Annotated in this window: 14 protein-coding genes; 4 read left to right on the top strand and 10 right to left on the bottom strand. The window is 31.4% G+C overall.

Features of this window, described 5'->3' with window-relative positions:
• Window positions 1-3 precede the first annotated feature (3 nt).
• From trpB to H9W90_RS08995, 10 genes are all read right to left on the bottom strand, one after another.
• The gene (gene trpB / locus H9W90_RS09040; protein ID WP_088354488.1) at window positions 4-1,182 is read right to left on the bottom strand and encodes a tryptophan synthase subunit beta; all 1,179 of its coding nucleotides are present in this window, start codon (window positions 1,180-1,182) and stop codon (window positions 4-6) included.
• Complete coding sequence (locus H9W90_RS09035; protein ID WP_187481295.1) at window positions 1,163-1,861, bottom strand: phosphoribosylanthranilate isomerase; 699 nt, start codon at window positions 1,859-1,861, stop codon at window positions 1,163-1,165. The genes trpB and H9W90_RS09035 overlap by 20 nt, the downstream gene beginning before the upstream one ends.
• Before the next feature lie 2 nt (window positions 1,862-1,863).
• Window positions 1,864-2,652, bottom strand: a complete 789-nt coding sequence (gene trpC / locus H9W90_RS09030; protein WP_187481294.1) for an indole-3-glycerol phosphate synthase TrpC — start codon at window positions 2,650-2,652, stop codon at window positions 1,864-1,866.
• Window positions 2,653-2,681: 29 nt separating this feature from the next.
• Entirely contained in the window at window positions 2,682-3,041 is a 360-nt protein-coding gene (locus tag H9W90_RS09025) for a four helix bundle protein (RefSeq protein WP_187481293.1), read from the bottom strand.
• Window positions 3,042-3,239: 198 nt separating this feature from the next.
• Window positions 3,240-4,229: an anthranilate phosphoribosyltransferase gene (trpD, locus tag H9W90_RS09020; RefSeq protein WP_187481292.1), complete on the bottom strand. Its 990-nt coding sequence runs from the start codon at window positions 4,227-4,229 to the stop codon at window positions 3,240-3,242.
• 141 nt (window positions 4,230-4,370) lie between these two features.
• Window positions 4,371-4,958: an anthranilate synthase component II gene (locus H9W90_RS09015; protein ID WP_187481291.1), complete on the bottom strand. Its 588-nt coding sequence runs from the start codon at window positions 4,956-4,958 to the stop codon at window positions 4,371-4,373.
• Between the two features lie 132 nt (window positions 4,959-5,090).
• On the bottom strand, window positions 5,091-6,482 hold the full coding sequence (locus H9W90_RS09010) for an anthranilate synthase component I family protein (RefSeq protein WP_187481290.1): 1,392 nt from the start codon (window positions 6,480-6,482) through the stop codon (window positions 5,091-5,093).
• Between the two features lie 178 nt (window positions 6,483-6,660).
• Window positions 6,661-10,014 carry a bifunctional amidotransferase subunit GatB/aspartate--tRNA ligase AspS gene (gene gatB/aspS, locus H9W90_RS09005; RefSeq protein ID WP_187481289.1) on the bottom strand — a complete coding sequence of 1,118 codons (3,354 nt, stop codon included), beginning with the start codon at window positions 10,012-10,014 and terminating at the stop codon, window positions 6,661-6,663.
• The gene (locus H9W90_RS09000) at window positions 10,014-11,414 is read right to left on the bottom strand and encodes an amidase family protein (RefSeq protein WP_187481288.1); all 1,401 of its coding nucleotides are present in this window, start codon (window positions 11,412-11,414) and stop codon (window positions 10,014-10,016) included. Before H9W90_RS09000 ends, gatB/aspS begins: the two co-directional genes overlap by 1 nt.
• A 1-nt stretch (window position 11,415) precedes the next feature.
• On the bottom strand, window positions 11,416-11,682 hold the full coding sequence (locus H9W90_RS08995; protein ID WP_176397575.1) for a hypothetical protein: 267 nt from the start codon (window positions 11,680-11,682) through the stop codon (window positions 11,416-11,418).
• 700 nt (window positions 11,683-12,382) lie between these two features.
• Here H9W90_RS08995 and gyrB point away from each other — a divergent pair.
• The 4 genes from gyrB (at window position 12,383) to recQ (ending at window position 18,816) form a co-directional block, all read left to right on the top strand.
• Window positions 12,383-14,320 carry a DNA topoisomerase (ATP-hydrolyzing) subunit B gene (gyrB, locus tag H9W90_RS08990; RefSeq protein WP_187481287.1) on the top strand — a complete coding sequence of 646 codons (1,938 nt, stop codon included), beginning with the start codon at window positions 12,383-12,385 and terminating at the stop codon, window positions 14,318-14,320.
• 189 nt (window positions 14,321-14,509) lie between these two features.
• Window positions 14,510-15,508, top strand: a complete 999-nt coding sequence (locus tag H9W90_RS08985) for a DUF6588 family protein (protein WP_187481286.1) — start codon at window positions 14,510-14,512, stop codon at window positions 15,506-15,508.
• A gap of 130 nt (window positions 15,509-15,638) precedes the next feature.
• A complete protein-coding gene (gene mdh, locus H9W90_RS08980) occupies window positions 15,639-16,565 on the top strand; it encodes a malate dehydrogenase (RefSeq protein WP_187481285.1) in 927 nt (308 codons plus the stop codon).
• A 139-nt stretch (window positions 16,566-16,704) separates the two neighbouring features.
• Window positions 16,705-18,816, top strand: a complete 2,112-nt coding sequence (gene recQ / locus H9W90_RS08975; protein WP_187481284.1) for a DNA helicase RecQ — start codon at window positions 16,705-16,707, stop codon at window positions 18,814-18,816.
• The last annotated feature ends 298 nt before the right edge of the window (window positions 18,817-19,114 follow it).

Genomic DNA, 19,114 nt, shown 5'->3' with positions numbered 1-19,114 from the left:
AGCTTACTTTTCTAAATGATTAATATAAGTTTCTAAATCCTTGTCTCCTCTACCTGATAAATTTATCACCACAACTTGGTCTTTTTTCAAATCCATCTTTGGTAAAACAGCTAAAGCATGTGCAGTTTCCAAAGCAGGAATTATTCCTTCTATCTTCGTCAACTCAAAAGCAGCATCTAATGCTTCTTTATCAGTTGCGTTCATAAATTTTGCACGTTTTGTTTCGAATAAATAGGCGTGTAAAGGACCAACTCCAGGATAATCTAAACCAGCTGAAAGAGAGTATGGTTCTACTATTTGTCCATATTCATCTTGCATTAAAATAGTTTTACTTCCATGAATTACACCAACTTCTCCTAATTGAGATGTTGCAGCACTTTCGCCAGAATTAACTCCTAAACCAGCAGCTTCCACAGCAATTAATTCTACTTTTTCGTTTTCTAAATAATGATAAAAAGCACCAGCTGCATTACTTCCACCTCCAACACAAGCTATAATTGTATCTGGGTTTTCATTACCAGTTTGCTCTTTTAACTGTGCTTTCATTTCTTCTGAAATTACAGCTTGTAATCGTGCAACCATATCTGGATATGGATGTGGCCCAACTACAGAACCAATTAAATAATAGGTTTCTGGGTTCTGAATCCAATATCTTATCGCTTCATTTGTAGCATCTTTTAGTGTTTTACTTCCACTTGTGGCTGCCACAACTTTTGCGCCTAACATTTTCATTCTTGCAACGTTTGGAGCCTGACGTTTAATGTCAACTTCGCCCATAAAAACAGTACATTCCAAATTCATTAAAGCACAAACAGTTGCTGTTGCAACACCATGTTGTCCTGCACCAGTTTCTGCAATAATTTTTGTTTTCCCTAAATGTTTTGCTACTAAAATCTGTCCAATAGTATTATTTACTTTATGTGCACCTGTATGATTTAAATCTTCTCGTTTTAAATATATAGTTGCGCCATATTTTTCTGACAATCTTTTTGCTAAATACAATGGACTTGGCCTTCCAACATAATGTTGCAACAAATCTTTATACTCTTTTTGAAATTCGTCAGATTCTAAAATTTTTAAATAATTATCTTCTAACTCTTTTACATTTGGGTACAATAATTCTGGAATAAATGCGCCACCAAATTGTCCGTAATAACCTTCTTTAGTTGGTTGAAATTTCATGCTTAAATCTCTTTATGTTTTCTACTGATTTTAAACCAGCTTTTGTTTCAAACTTGCTATTTACATCTAATGCGTAAATTGGTAAATCTGTTTTTCTTATGTTTTTAACTTCTTCTATTTGCTCTAATCCTATACCTCCACTTAAGAAAAATGGTTTTGTAGAATTGTAATTTTTAAGAACTTCCCAATTAAACGTTACTCCATTTCCACCACGTTCTTTTCCTTTTGTATCAAATAAAAAGAAGTCTACAATAGCTTCATAAGGTTTTAAAATATCGAAATTAAAATCATCTTTTATTCCGAATACTTTTATAATTTCTATTTCATTTTTAGAAATAGTGTGTTTGTTTTTTTGCTTTTTGATGTGCTTATTTTCTTCAATAAATAAAGCGCGTCTTTCTGTTAATTGATTTTTTAATTCAGAAACATATTCCACAGATTCGTCTCCATGTAACTGTATTGCATCTAAACCATATTCCTCAACTAAAGAAATTACAATTTCTTTATATTCATTTACAAAAACACCTGTTTTCTTAATTGATTTTGGAAGTTCAGGAATAATTCCTTCAAAATTTCTTTTTGATTTCTCATAGAAAATAAAACCCAAGTAATCAGGTAAAAGTCCTGCAACTTGTTCGATATTTTCTGTGTATTTCATTCCACAAACTTTCAGTTTCATACTTATCTAATTTGATATATAAACTCTTGACAAGCTTCTCCTGGGTTTTCTTCTTTCATGAAGTTTTCTCCGATTAAAAAACCGTGAAAACCAAATTCTTTTAATCCAGTAATAATTTTTGGGTCAGAAATACCGCTTTCTGAAACTTTTAAACACGTATCAGGAATTTGATTTGATAACTTTATAGAATGCTCTAAATCAACTTCAAAAGTTTTTAAATTTCTGTTATTAATCCCGATAATCTTGTTATCTAAATCATTAATTTTATCTAAATCTTCTTGCGTATGTACTTCGTACAAAACTTCCATTCCTAAATCCACCGCTAAATTTCCGTAGTTTTTTAGCTCTGTTGAAGTCAAACAAGAAGCGATTAATAAAATTACATCTGCTCCAATGGCTTTTGCTTCCACAATTTGAAATCCATCAACAATAAAATCTTTTCTTAAGATTGGTTTTTGTTGATTTATAACTCTTGCTTCCATCAAATCTGCCATTGTTCCTCCAAAAAATGAAGTGTCCGTTAAAATAGATTGTGCAGCTACATTTGCATCTAAATATCCGTTTGTAACCTCTGCAATCGTTGCTTTATCATTTATAATTCCTTTGGAAGGAGATTGTCTTTTGTATTCAGCAATAATTCCTGTAGAACCAACTTCTAACAAAGATTTCTTTAATGAAAAAGTTGTTCTTCCAAAACTCGGACTTTCTACTAATTTCTTTACAGGAACTTCTGCTTTTATTTTTGCAACTTCCTTCTTTTTAAATGCGATTATTTTATCTAAAATTGTCATATAATTAATTATGAATTCTAAATTAAGAATTACGAATTTGTGTTTCTAATTGTTTTTTGAATACTTCCGATAATTTTTAAAATTTCTTCAATATCTGTGATTAAAGATTCTGATTCTTTGTCTGATAAAAAATCAGTATCTTTTAATAAACGAATCCAATAATGAGATTCTCTAGCTTCCTTGTAAGCTATTGTTAATTTGGCGAAAAAATCTTTTCTGCTTTGCCCTCCAATTGCTTCTTCAACATTTGCTCCTATTGAAGTGCCTGAACGTAATAATTGTTTACTTAATACAAATCCTTTCTTCTCTTGTGATAAATGCTTGTATAATTTCACAATTCTAACTGCAAAATTATAGCTTTTAGTCTGAATTATGTTATCCTTTTTCATCACTCGTAATTATTAATTCGTAATTGTTAATTATTCAATCTTTTATTTCTATATAACAAAAAAAAGTAAACTATGATCCCAACTATCAAACCAACAACAGTATGCTTAATTACACTTTTTGTTTGAATACCAACAGCTGCTCCCATTAAAAGGAAAGCTGGAATAATTAGAATTAAATTGTTTTTCTTTTTTGCCATCTTATAAACTTACTAATTTCTCTAATGTGTTCTTTGCTTTCAATCCAAAAAGCGATTTTTTTGCTTCTTCAAAAGCATTTTCAAAAGACTTTGCATCATCAACAATTGTTAATGCAAAAGCAGCATTTGTTAACACCACATTATTTTGTGCATCTGTTCCTTTTCCATCTAAAATAGATTTAAAAATCTTTGCTGCATCTGCCACAGAATTTCCTCCAAATATTTCTGATTGCTGAATTCTTTTCTGACCTAAATCTTCAGGATTTATAATTTGTTCTCCGTGTTTGGTAAAAAATTTAAAACCGCTTGTTAATGAGATTTCGTCATAACCATCTAACGCGTGAATAATTCCATAATTGATATTTTCTTCTTGCAAAATGTAATTATACAAACGTGCAATTTCCAAATTGAAAGTCCCCAACATGTGGTTGTTTGGCGAACTTGGGTTTACCAAAGGACCTAACATATTAAAAAACGTTTTTAACGCCAATGCTTTTCTTGTTGGACTTACAGCTTTCATAGCTGGATGAAATTTTGGCGCATGTAAAAAACAAATATTCGCTTTTTCTAAATGCTCTTTTAAAACACTTTCATCGTTTGTAAAATTGTACCCAAAACTTTCTAACATATCTGATGAACCAGATTGCGAAGACACAGAATAATTACCGTGTTTTGCAACTTTTTGACCTGTTCCTGCAACTATAAATGAGGTTAAAGTAGATATGTTAAATGTATCTTTTCCATCGCCACCAGTTCCAACAATATCTATGGTATTATAATCAGTAAAATCTACTTTTATAGCCAATTCTTTTAAAGCATTTCTGAAACCAGAAAGTTCATCTGCAGTAATTGGACGCATCATAAAAACGGTCATAAATGAAGCTAAATGTGCATCATTGTATTTTTCTGAAGCAATATCTATTAAGATTTGTTTTGCTTCTTCTTTAGACAATCTTTCGTGATTATAAAGTCTGTTTAAAATTGCTTTCATATAGCCCCTTTTAATTTCCCCAAAGGGGAAAACACTCTTGTGTTAGTTTTATTTTCTTATACTTTTAAAATTTCTGTTTTCACAGAAATATAATATTTTATTTTTTTGCACAAACTTACTCGTTCCTTCCCTTTGGGAAGGTTAGGATGGGCTTTTGCTATGCTTATTAATAAAATTAGTAACCAATTGCTCACCAACATCTGTTAAAATTGATTCTGGGTGAAATTGAACAGCAGAAATTGGAAATATTTTATGTTCAATTGCTTGAATTAAACCATCTTCGTCTCTTGCGGTTACTTGAATTTCTTCTGGAAAACCTTCGTCTGTTGCTGCCCAAGAATGATAACGTGCTGCCAAAAATGTTTCAGGAACATCTTTAAATATAATAGCGTTTTTATCTGTGACCCTCATTTCTGTGGCAACTCCGTGAAAAACCTCGTCTAAATTGATGATTTTTCCTCCAAAAACTTCTGTAATTGCTTGTAAACCTAAACAAACTCCGAATATTGGTTTTATGCCTGCATACGTTTTAATTACTTCTTTTAAAATTCCTGCTTCATCTGGTATTCCTGGTCCTGGAGACAACATAATAATGTCGAAATTTCCAACATCTGCAATACTGATTTCGTCGTTTCTGAAAACTGCAGGGAAATTTCCTGTAATTTTCTCTACCATATGAACCAAATTGTAGGTAAACGAATCGTAATTATCTAATATTAATATTTTCATAATTCAAGCCCACCCTAACCCTCCCAAAGGGAGGGAACTGTTTGTGGATATTTTATGTGTTTATAATTCTATTTATTTTTTTGAAACTCACTATAGCTCCTTCCCTTTGGGAAGGTTGGGATGGGCTTCTTTTTATATATTTTCCGCTAAAATTAACGCTTTTTTTAGCGCTGCTAACTTGTTATTTACTTCTTGTAATTCCTTTTTTTCGTCGGAATGAATTACGATTCCTGCGCCAGCTTGCGAATACAAAACGTTGTTTTTACTAACAAAAGAACGAATGGCAATCGCCAAATTTACGGAACCATCTAAACCGATAATTCCAACTGCGCCACCATAAAATCCACGTGTTTGATTCTCGTATTTGTCGATTAATTCCATTGCTTTGTACTTTGGAGCGCCACTTAAAGTTCCTGCAGGGAAAGTGTCGCCGACAATTTCAATCGGATTTCCTTTAATTTTTCCTCTAACAGTTGAAACCAAATGTATTACATGGCTAAAATACTGCACTTCTTTAAAAACTTCAACAGTTACATTATCAGCATGTTTACTTAAATCGTTTCGTGCCAAATCTACCAACATTACGTGTTCTGCAGTTTCCTTTTTATCTTCAGATAATTTTTTACCCAATTTAATATCTTCTGCCATATCTCCAGTTCTTCGAAAAGTTCCAGCAATTGGATTAATAGTAGCTTTACCTGCAACAATTTTAATTTGTGCTTCTGGTGAAGACCCCATCAATTTAAATGACCCATAATCGAAATAAAACAAATATGGTGAAGGATTTATAGAACGCAAAGCTCTATAAACATTGAATTCGTCTCCTTTAAATTTTTGTTGAAATTGGCGTGATAAAACTAATTGAAAAACATCACCACGTTTACAATGAGATTTTGCCTTTCTAACATAATCGATAAATTCTTCGCCAGTTACATTTGAAGTTTCTTCTCCTACAATTTCAAATTTTTGCGTGTTAAATGCTTGTGCATCTATAATTGTCTGAATTTCTTTAATGCGAGGTTGAGTGCCTTCTTCGATATTTTCTATCAGAATCATTTCATCATTAAAATGATTGATAGCAATAATAAATCGATAAAAACTGTATTGCATTTCTGGAATTGTAGAAGGTGCTTTTTGGTTTTTAAATTGAATATTCTCGAAATATTGAACAGAATCGAACGTAGAATATCCATACAAACCATTAAATGATTTTAATTCAGCAGGACAATCTAAATCTATAGAATTGCTGAATTTATCGAATAATTCATAGAAATTTTTGTCGATTTTTTGAGAATCAATTTGTGTTCCTTTATGAGAAACAGAAAATTGATAATCTTCAACTTTCATAGAAACAATTGGTTCTACAGCAATAAAAGAGAAACTTTCTTCTTTACTATGATAGTCGGAACTTTCTAATAAAAGCGTGTTTGCAAATTTATCTCTAAAACGCAAGTACAAACCAACAGGTGTTACTGTGTCTGCGATTTTTGTTTTATGTATTGTTTTAAATTTTATATTGTTCATTTCTTAAAATTGAAAAAAGGCTTATCGTGAGATAAGCCTTTTCTTTATATTTATAATATAGGTTTAGTTCTCACTTATGAATTAAGAGAGTTCCACCACCATGTATTTTTTGTAATTGATTTCATTGTTCTACAAAAATAAGGTAGATTTCTTAATTAAACAACCTTTCAAATGATTTTTATTTTTTAATAATCCTCACATTCATTTCCTCCACTTTTTTATCTGATAAAATAGAAGGTGCATTAAATAATAAATCTTCGGATGAACCTGTTTTTGGAAACGCCATAACTTCTCTAATAGAAGCTTTCTTTTCTAAAATCATCATTAATCTGTCAATTCCCCAAGCAATTCCTCCATGTGGTGGCGCTCCATATTGGAATGCTTTGTACATTGTTCCTACACTTTTTAGCATTCCTTCTTTATCATAACCCATATTTTTATAGGTTGCTTCTAAAATTTCTGCTTTGTGCGCACGAACGGAACCTCCACCAATTTCGTAACCATTTAAGATTAAATCGTATTGTTGTGCGATTATTGTTCCGATTTCATCATCATTTCCAGTCATGTGTTTTTCTAAATCATATACTGCTGGCATCGAAAAAGGATTGTGCGTAAACGTCCATCTTCCTTCGTCTGTTTTTTCAAACATTGGGAAATCTACCACCCAAGCTGGTTTTAATTCTTTCGGATTTATCAACTTTAAAATTCGTCCCATTTCTTGACGAACAGCATCCAAAGCTTTGTTGGCAGTTGCATAATCTGCAGCAGAGAAAAATACAATATCACCAATTTGAGCATTGGTTGTTTTGATAATGTTTGCGGCAATTTCTTCACCTAAAAATTTAATAATTGGCGATTGTAAATCGTTTTCATTTACAATAATGTAAGCCAAACCACCTAAACCATTTTGTTGTGCAATAGCTGTCAAGTTTTCAATCTGACCTTTAGACATTCTTTTGTTTCCTTGTTCTTTCGCAGAAACCTTAATACATTTTACAATTCCACCTTCTTCAATTGGTTTGCTAAAAACCTGAAAAGTAGTATCTTTTACAATATCTGTAATGTCTTGCATTTGCAATCCGTAACGTAAATCTGGTCTGTCACAACCATATTTATCCATGGCATCTTTATAAGTAATAACTTCAAAAGGATGCAAAATCCATTTTTTACCATAAATTTTACGCACCACTTCATTAAACATTTTGGTGTTTAAATCTATGATTTGTTGCATACTTGCGTACGCCATTTCGATATCTAATTGTGTAAATTCTGGTTGTCTGTCTCCACGTGAATCTTCATCTCTAAAACAACGTGCAATTTGAAAATATTTTTCAAATCCACCCACCATTAGCATTTGCTTAAATTGTTGTGGCGCTTGTGGTAACGTGTAAAAAGAACCAGATTGTTTTCTTGTTGGCACAATAAATTCTCTTGCACCTTCATCTGTTCCTGCAGTTAAAATAGGAGTTTCAATTTCTAAAAATTCCTCTTCATCTAAAATGTCACGTAATAGTTTAATTACTTTATGACGATTTACAATGGCTCTACGAACATCATCATTTCTGTGGTCTAAAAATTTATATTGAAAACGAACTGTTTCATTCGATTTTGTTGCTCTTTTTATTTCAAAAGGCAATGTTTTAGAAAGGTTTAATATCTCTAAATCAGAAGTTTCTAATTCTAATTTACCAGTTCTTAAACCTGCATTGTAATCGTCTTCATTTCTTTGAACGACAACTCCTGTTACAGAAATTACCGATTCTGGTTTCAACTTCACTAATTCATCTAAATTAGGGAAAGACTCTCTACTCAAACGAACTTGAAAAACTTGATTGCTTGAATCTCGTAAATCGATAAACATCAATTCTCCATGATCTCTTACACTTGAAACCCAACCAGATAATGTTACTTTTTCTGTGATAGATTCTTCTGATAATTGAGATATTTTATGGGTTCTGTATTCTTCTTTTATAACAATAGGGATTTCTGGTAATTCCTCTTCTTTTTCAAATTTCGATTCACTTCCAGCTTCCAACTTCCCACTTCCACCTTCAGATTTATTACTTCCAACTTCCATCTTCCCACTTCCAGCTTTTTCTCCTGCAAGTTGCTCCAATATACCAGTACGAATCACTTTCCCAGAAGCTCCTTTTCCAATAATTGCAATTACTTTTCCAACAAGAATTCCTGCTTTCCCTTGGTTTCCTGCTTTAATATCGTTTGCGATGGCTTCATTTTCTGAAATTACTTTTTCGATAGCTTCAAAAATTTGAGCTTCAGAAATTGTATTGTCATCAAAATACTTTTTAAAGTCAAAAGTTCTGTCTTTTAAATAGGATGTAATTCCGTTTTGAACTAAAACAGACGTTATTTTATCAGCCTTAAAAAGCTCAAAAATCTCAATTAAATGATTGATATCGTGAATATTTTCATATTCCTCTGCACCAATATTATTTACCAACGTTTTTGCCACAAAAGACGGATCTTGCAAAGCATTATTTATGGTCATAAATGTTTTAGAACGAATGGCATCTGCAGTAAAAAACTTGGCATCTTGTGGTAAAACTCCGCCTTTAATTAATACAGACTCAACTGCGTGAGGCAAAGCACTTGCATCAATTTTTATAGAATTTACTACGTCTTTTATCGAAACAAAAGGAATATCTGGTTCAGAAATAAAACGATAATCTGCTTCAAATTCCTTTTTACGCATTGTTTTGGTTTGCTTTAAATCTGCATCCCACAAAACCGTTGTTTGGTCTGGTCTAAATTCTTTATGTTCTGTATAATAATTAAGTTGTTTCTCAATTTCTTCCTTTAAAGCATCCACCATAAACTTGAAAGAATTCAGGTTTTTGATTTCCGTTCTTGGATTTAAATTATAAGTGTGTTTTTTTCGAAGTGAAACAGAAACATCCGATTTGAATTCCCCTTTTTCTAAATTCGCTTCCGAAATTCCTAAATTCTGAACAATTCGCTGAATATATTGTGCATACGTTGAAGCATCTTCAATATTTCTGATACAGGGTTCAGTTACAATTTCAATTAAGGGAACTCCAGCTTTGTTAAAATCGACTAACGAAATCTTCTTTTCGTGCATTAATTTTGCGGCATCTTCTTCAATATGCACTTGCGTTAAATTCACAGTGAATTGAGAACCATCGTTTCTATAACAAGAAACTTCTCCATCTGGAATCACAGGATTATGAAACTGCGTAATTTGAATATTCTTTGGATTATCAGGATATTCATAATGTTTTCTGTCCCAAGAAATAACTTCGTTAGAAAAAGTAGATTTTACTGCTTTTCCGAAATAAATCGCCTTTGTAATTGCTTCTTTGTTAATTGCTGGCAAAACTCCCATTTGACCTGTACAAACGGAACAAATATTTGTGTTAGGAATTTCAGTTTCTTCATTGGGGCAAGAACAAAATAATTTTGAGTTTGTATTTAAACGAACGTGCGTTTCTAAACCGATAATTAATTCTAAATCGTGTGCTTTTAAAGCATCTTGTATTTGATCTAATTCCATTATAAAATATCGTTTAAGAAGTTCGCAAATTGTAAGACTTGTGCATCTTTTTTCTTGTCTGCCGTAATTTGTAATCCTGTTTCAGTTCCTTTTGGGATCGTTAATGTTGGTAATTCTCCCAAGCTAAAACCAACTGTATAAGCATCAGACAAATACATTGCTAAAGGATCATTTAAACTATCTCCAATTTTAGGCGGATTAGCAGGAGTTACTGGAGATAAAATAACATCAACTTCATTAAAATCTTCACTAAATCTTGCTGAAATCTGGTCTCTTAAATTTTGTGCTTTTAAGTAAATTTCATCAGAAAAACCTTGCGATAAAACTTGGTTTCCACCAACAATTCTTCGTTTCGATTCTTCAGAAAATTTCTCTGATCGTGTAATTGAATAGGTATCTTTTAAATTTTCACCTTCAATTCTTGCTCCGTAATTTGTTCCGTCTAAACGAGATAAATTAGAAGCTGTTTCTGCCATTGCTAATGTATAATATGTAGAAACCAAAATATCAGCATTAAAGAAATCTAATTCTTTAACTGTAATTCCTTTGGCCTTTATTTTTTCAATTGTTGCTAAAAAATCAGCTTTTATTTCTGGTGAAATTGCTTCACTTTCAATAAAGTTTTTAAAATAACCAACTGTTTTTATTGTTGATGAATTCGAGACAGTATTCTCCATAATTTCTTCCGAAGAAAAAGTAGTTTGGTCTCTAACATCTTTCCCACTCATTATATTCAATACAATTCTAATGTCTTCAATAGATTTTGCAATTGGCCCAACACAATCTGTAGAAGATGCGTATGCCATTAATCCGTAACGAGAAATTCGTCCGTAAGTTGGTTTTAAACCATACACTTTATTGTAACCTGCTGGCTGACGAATAGAACCTCCAGTATCGCCACCAATTGAAAACGTAGTAAAATCTTTCGCCACATTTACAGCAGAACCTCCAGAAGAACCTCCACCAACTAAATCGGGATTTATTGCATTTTTAACCGAACCAAAAATGGTGTTTTCAGAAGAGGAACCATGTCCAAAACTATCGCAATTTTCTTTTACTAAAGGAATTGAACCAGCGTCTAATAATTTCTGAATTGCAGTTGCTGTATAAGAAGATTTGTAGTTTTTCAACAAATCCGAACTTGCAGTTGTGTACGTTCCTTGAACCATATACACATCTTTAATTCCAAATGGAATTCCTTCTAAAAGACCGATTTCTTCGCCATTTGCAATTTTTGCATCTACTTTAGAAGCCAATTCCAAAGCCATAGAATCCAACAAAGAATTGACAGTATTATGTGTATTTTGTTTTAATAAATCTAATTTTTCTTGCACCAAATCTGTACACGAAATTTCTTTAGACACCAATTGCTGATGCAGCTTTTTTATTTGCGACTCCATATTAATCTTCTATCACTTTAGCAACCACTAAAAATCCGTTTTTCTCTCTTGGAAAGTTTTCTTTTATAATTTCTTTCTCAATTTTTGAGCTTTCAATTACAACATCTTCTCTTAAATCATTTAAAGAAACCACATTATTTTTGACAGTATTATTAGCATTATTATTCTGATTCGCATTTTTAATTACGTCAAATAATTTATTCACAGATTCCGATGGTTCTGCACCTTTAATACTCGACAAAATGTCGACTGTCATTATTTTACTCATTTCTTTAGTTTTTTGATTCAAAAAAAAGCCTTCCGATTAGGAAGGCTTTATATATTTTTAAACAACAACCTTCCGTCCTATAAATTAGGATTATTGAAATTACGATTGTTATTATTATTTGTCATTTTAATTCTTATGCGAGCAAATATATGTAGAATAAATGGTTCAAAAACCTCTTTTCTACGATTTTATGCAGTCATTATAGTATCATCAAAAATTCGAACTATAATTATTAATTTCATAAATTATGGTGTTAAATACATTAAAAAGTTTCTAATAATTATTTGGGCGTTCCCTAAAGGTCGGGCTTTTCGCTACAATCTTTTGCCTTAAAAAAGGCAAAAGGATTTCCACTGCAATCCCTAACGCGAGTTTGTTACTTCAAAAATAATTAAGACTTGGAAGAGATATTTTGCATAAAATCATAAAAAAACAAGAAAAAATAAAATCAAAAATTAAAGGTTTAAGCAATTTTATCAAATTTCAATTTTAAATATCGAAAGAAAAATTCAAAATTCAAAAATAAAATCATTTTTAAGCGATTTAAGAGACTTTTAAGAAATCAACAAATGTTGATAATTTTAGAACTAAATCGCTTAAAACATTTGAAAAATAGCCTGAAAGTCGTAAATTTGAGTTTACAAAATTCGTTTTTCAAGACGAGTTTTATCAACCTTAAAATAAATAATTCACTTTTATAATGAGCGAAGAAAACAAAAATAATTATGACGCGTCCAGTATTCAGGCATTAGAAGGAATGGAGCACGTAAGAATGCGTCCATCCATGTATATTGGAGACGTTGGCGTACGTGGTTTACACCATTTAGTGTATGAAGTTGTAGATAACTCTATTGATGAAGCAATGGGTGGTTATTGTGATACAATTGATGTTACAATAAACGAAGACAATTCTATTACAACCAAAGATAATGGACGTGGAATTCCTGTTGGAATTCACAAAAAAGAAGGTGTTTCTGCTTTACAAGTAGTAATGACTAAAATTGGTGCTGGTGGTAAATTCGACAAAGATTCTTATAAAGTTTCTGGAGGTTTACATGGTGTTGGTGTAAGTTGTGTAAACGCACTTTCAGACCATTTAAGAGCAACAGTACATAAAGAAGGTAAAGTTTGGGAACAAGAATACGAAAAAGGGAAAGCTTTATATCCTGTTAAAACAATAGGAGAAACAGATTTTACAGGTACAATTGTTACTTTTTTACCAGATACTTCTATTTTTCAGCAATCTACAGAATACAACTATGAAACGCTAGCAACGCGTATGCGTGAATTAGCGTATCTTAATAAAGGTATCACAATCACCCTAACAGATAAAAGAAATACAGATGATGAAGGAAACTTTGTTTCTGAAACATTTCACTCTAAAGAAGGTTTACCTGAATTTATCAAATATTTAGATTCTACTCGTGAGCAATTAATTGGTTCTGTAATTTCTATGGAAGGTGAAAAAAATGGTATTCCTGTGGAAGTTGCCATGGTTTATAACACTTCTTATGCAGAGAATTTACATTCTTATGTAAACAATATTAACACACATGAAGGTGGAACACATTTATCTGGTTTTAGACGTGGTTTAACAGGTACTTTAAAAAAGTATGCAGATGAATCTGGCTTATTGAAAAACGTAAAGTTTGATATTGCTGGAGACGATTTTCGTGAAGGTTTAACTGCAATTGTTTCAGTAAAAGTTCAAGAACCACAATTCGAAGGACAAACAAAAACAAAATTAGGTAACAGAGAAGTTACTTCTGCAGTTTCGCAGGCGGTTTCAGAAATGTTAACAGATTATTTAGAGGAAAACCCGAATGATGCAAAAATAATTGTTCAGAAAGTAATTTTAGCAGCGACTGCAAGACACGCAGCACGTAAAGCCAGAGAAATGGTGCAACGTAAAACTGTAATGTCTATTGGTGGTTTACCTGGTAAATTATCTGACTGTTCAGAAACTGACCCAGCACAATGTGAAATATTCTTGGTTGAGGGAGATTCTGCAGGTGGAACAGCAAAACAAGGTCGTGATCGTAATTTTCAAGCAATTTTACCACTTCGTGGAAAGATTTTAAATGTTGAAAAAGCGATGCAACATAAAGTTTTCGAAAACGAAGAAATAAAAAACATGTTTACTGCTTTGGGAGTTTCTATCGGAACAGAAGAAGACCCAAGAGCTTTAAATTTATCTAAAGTAAGATATCATAAAGTAGTTATAATGTGTGATGCCGATGTTGATGGTTCGCATATTGCTACCTTAATATTAACTTTCTTCTTTAGATATATGAGAGAAATGGTAGAGCAAGGTTATATTTACATTGCAACTCCACCTTTATATTTAGTAAAAAAAGGTCAGAAAAAAGAATATGCTTGGGATGATAATCAACGTGATATAATCGCACAGCAAATGGGAGGATCTGTTTCTATTCAACGTTATAAAGGTCTTGGAGAGATGAATGCAGAGCAATTATGGGACACTACCATGAACCCTGAATTTAGAACTTTAAGAAAAGTGGTTATTGATAGCCCAACAGAAGCAGACAGAGTTTTCTCTATGCTAATGGGAGATGATGTTCCGCCAAGAAGAGATTTTATTGAAAGAAACGCAAAGTATGCAAATATTGATGTGTAATTTATTTTAACTTTCAATTAGCTTATATAAACCCCAACAATTCATTGGGGTTTTTTACTATCTTTAATTAAGTGTTTTTCCCTGTTTTTTAGTTTAAGAAGCTGTAAATCTATATTTTATTAACATAATTTTATATATTAGCTACAATTAATCCCTAAAAAAAACAAATATTAATCAAACTTACAACAAATGAAAAAATCTATTTTAATTTTTTTAGGCGTTTTCGCCTTAACGTTTAATGCAAAGGCACAAGATGGTTTTGAAGGGTATCTTTTAGCCGATAATAATGATAGAGGTAAACTTATTGATGCTTATATAGACCCAGCAATGAAAGGTTTAATTTATGGTATGAATAACGGTTGGTATCACACTGCAAAAGTGCACAAACCTTTTGGTTTTGATATTTCTATTGGTTTAAATGCATCTATTGTTCCAGAAGCAGATGAGATGTTCACTTTATCAGGTTTAACATCTGTTAATACAGGTTCAATAACAGCAGCTAGTGTTGCTGGATCAGAAGACAATACACCACTTACAACTGTTAATTTTGTAGAAAATGGTACCACATATAGTACAACTTTTAATGCACCAGGAGGGGTAAAAGAAAGTTTACCTTTAAATGCAGTTCCTGCACCAGCAGTTCAATTAAGTTTAGGTTTACCTGCAAAATTTGAAGTTAGTTTACGTTTAGTACCTAAAGTTGGTTCAGATGATGTGAAAGGAAATTTATTTGGTCTTGGATTAAAAAAAGAAATTACTAGTTGGTTTGGTCCAATGGATAAAACACCTTTACATGTTTCTCTTTTAGCTGCTTATACAACTATGACAGTTGATTATAATATAAATAGTAGTGGAGATGTTTCTGTGCAAGATGGGTTAGCTGAATTTAAATTAAATGCCTACACTGTTCAAGCAGTTGCTTCTTTGAATTTTCCAATTATAAATATTTATGGAGGAATAGGTTATGGTTCTGGGAATTCTACACTTAAAATGTTAGGTGATTATACTTTAAGTTATGGGGCACTTTCGAGAACAATATCAGATCCAATAAATTCTGAATTTAATGCAGGTGGTTTTAGAACTACTATTGGTACAAGATTAAGCTTAGGGTTTTTAAAAATATTTGGTAGTTATACATTGCAAGAATACAATACAGCTAATTTAGGAGTTGCTATAAGTATTAGATAAAAAATTGAAAATTTTAACAAAAAAAGACATCTAGTTTAGATGTCTTTTTTTTGGTTTAAAAGTGCTAAAAAATTATCTTAAAATCGTACTTTAGCAATCAATTATTTAATATAATATAAAAACTAAAAATATGAAAGTTACAGTAGTTGGAGCAGGAGCAGTAGGGGCAAGTTGTGCAGAATACATCGCAATTAAAGATTTTGCTTCTGAAGTTGTTTTGTTAGACATTAAAGAAGGATATGCAGAAGGAAAAGCAATGGACTTAATGCAAACTGCTTCTTTAAATGGTTTTGATACTAAAATTACAGGAAGTACAAACGATTATTCTAAAACAGCAAATTCTAATATTTGTGTAATTACTTCTGGTATACCAAGAAAACCTGGTATGACTCGTGAAGAATTAATAGGAATTAACGCAGGAATTGTAAAAACAGTTTCTTCAAACTTAATTGAGCATTCTCCAAATACAATTATAATTGTGGTTTCTAATCCTATGGATACTATGACTTATTTAGTTCATAAAACTACAGGTTTACCAAAAAACAGAATTATTGGTATGGGTGGAGCATTAGATTCAGCTCGTTTTAAATACAGATTGGCAGAAGCTTTAGGAGCACCTATCTCTGATGTTGATGGAATGGTAATTGGTGGTCATTCTGATAAAGGAATGGTGCCTTTAACAAGATTGGCAACAAGAAATTCTGTGCCAGTTTCAGAATTTATTTCGGCAGAAAGATTAGATCAAGTGATGCAAGACACGAAAGTTGGTGGAGCTACATTAACAGGTTTGTTAGGTACTTCTGCTTGGTATGCTCCTGGAGCAGCAGTTTCTGGAATGGTACAAGCAATTGCATGTGATACAAAAAAGATATTCCCTTGTTCTTCTTTATTAGATGGAGAATTTGGTTTGAGCGATTTATGTATTGGAGTTCCTGTTGTTTTAGGTAAAGACGGAATTGAAAAAATTGTTGAAATCAATTTATCTGATGCAGAAAAAGCACATTTACAAGAATCTGCTGAAGGTGTTTCTAAAACAAACGGATTGTTAGAATTATAAAAGTTAGTATCTAGTTTTAGATATTAGTAAATAGTACAAATCCAACTCTTTTGAGTTGGATTTTTTTTGTTCGTATTTTAACAATATTGAAACAATTCTAAAATTCAATCTGTATTTTTGTTACTTAATTGCTAATAAATTGAAAAAACAGACTCACGCTTTATTAAATAATGTTTTCGGTTATGAGAACTTTCGTCCTTTACAAGAGGAAATTATCAATAGAACCATAGAAGGAAAAGACAGTTTTGTATTAATGCCAACTGGTGGTGGAAAATCGATGTGTTTTCAAATTCCAGCGTTGCTTTTTGATGGAATTACTGTGGTGGTTTCTCCGTTGATTTCTTTAATGAAAGATCAAGTACAAGCTTTAAAATCAAACGGAATTAAAGCTGATTTTTTTAATAGCTCCATTTCTGTACAAGAAGAAAACCAAGTCATTACAAAAGCTATTAATGGCGATTTACAACTTTTATATTTATCACCCGAAAAACTACTATCAGTTAGTAATACCTGGCTAAAACAACTAAATATAAAGTTAGTTGCTGTTGATGAAGCACATTGCGTAAGTATGTGGGGCCATGATTTTAGACCAGAATATACACAGTTAAAAGTATTTAGAAATTCGCTTCCAAATGTACCTTTTATGGCATTAACTGCTACTGCTGATAAATCGGCAAGAAAAGATATAGAAGAGCAATTAGGTTTACAGAAATCCAAATTATTTATTTCTTCTTTTGATAGAAAAAACTTAAGTATTGAAGTCCGTGGACAAGTTCAAAAAAAGAAAAAATTACAAGAAATTGTCAGTTTTATAAATCGAAGAAAAAACGAAAGTGGTATTATTTATTGTTTGAGTAGAAAAAATACTGAAGAAGTTGCCATTCACTTAAAAGAACTTGGACATTCTGTTGCTTTTTATCATGCAGGAATGGACAATGAAGACAGAGAAAAAACACAAACTGATTTTATAAATGATGATACAAAAATAATTGTTGCTACGATTGCTTTTGGAATGGGAATTGACAAATCGAACGTTCGTTTTGTAATTCATTATAATTTACCGAAAAACCTTGAAGGTTATTATCAAGAAATAGGAAGAGCAGGAAGAGATGGTCTGCCATCTGAAACTTTGCTTTATTATAATATGAGAGATTTTGTTTTGTATAGTCAGTTTGCAGAAGAAGGCGCAAATTCTGTAATGCAAAAAGAAAAACTCAATAGAATGCTTCAATTTGCAGAAGCAAAATCATGTAGAAGAAAAATATTATTATCTTATTTTGGGGAACATTTAACCGAAAATTGTGGCAATTGTGATGTTTGTGCAAACCCGCCCAAAGATTTTGATGGTACTATTATAACTCAAAAAGCATTATCTGGAATTGCAAGAATGGGCGAAAAAGACGGAATTACTATGCTGATTAATGTCTTAAGAGGAAGTAATAATGCAGATATTCACTCAAAACAGTATTTCAACCTAAAAACGTATGGAATAGGAAAAGATGTTTCTTTTTTTAATTGGCGAGATTACATCATTCAAATGGCAAATCAAGGTTTAATAGAAATAATGTACGCAGAGAGTTCTGCTTTAAAAATAACACCTATTGGATGGAAAGTTTTAAAAGGAGAAAAAACAATCCGATTAACAACTCCAATAAGTATTGATGAAAAAAAGAAAATTAAAAAAACGGTAAAAACTGTAATTGAAGGCGAAACAAATAAAGACTTATTTACCGAACTAAAAAAATTAAGATATGCTATTTCTAAAGAAGAAAAAATGCCGGCTTATATTGTTTTCAGTGATAAATCATTAAAGTTAATGGCGAGCGAACTTCCAACAACCGAAAACGAGTTTTTATCAATTTCTGGTGTAGGAATGAACAAAATGGAAAAGTATGGAGATGAATTTATGAACATTATTCGAAAATATAAAAATGTTGCGAAGCCAAGAAAAACGCCTACAACATTAAAGACATTCAGTTTATATAAAGAAGGATTGACACCCAAAGAAATTGCTGAAGAAAGAGATTTATCTATTACTACTATTTTTTCGCATTTGTCGCAATTATATTCCGAAGGAAAAAATATTGATTTAGAACAATTTGTCAGTAAAGAAACAATAGATAAAGTACGCGTTGCTTTTCATGAATTTGACCGAAAAATAGAGCTAAAACCGATTTACGAAAAATTAAACGAAGAAGTTTCCTATTCAGAAATTAGAATAAGTATTACCCTTATTTTAAAAAATGAATAAAGTAATAATTATGTTTAAATAAAATATTTCTTGCACTTTTTATGTAATTCATATTAAATAATAATTTTTATTAAGTTTTTCTTTGTTTTTGTTGTTAAAAAATATAGATTTACAAAAGACAATGATTTTAACCCCTAAATCCCCTAAAAATGAAAACATGTCCTTGCTGCAATTCTGCAGAACAAAAAAGAATTTCTAGAAGTTTCTTGTTTAAGTTAATACCTAATTCAAAATTTTACAAATGTTTTAACTGTAGAACGAAATACATATTTATATCTATTTTAGATATAAAATATGT

This window comes from Polaribacter pectinis (assembly GCF_014352875.1).
GTDB classification, from domain to species: Bacteria; Bacteroidota; Bacteroidia; order Flavobacteriales; family Flavobacteriaceae; genus Polaribacter; species Polaribacter pectinis.
This window is presented reverse-complemented; position numbering and strand designations above follow the sequence as displayed.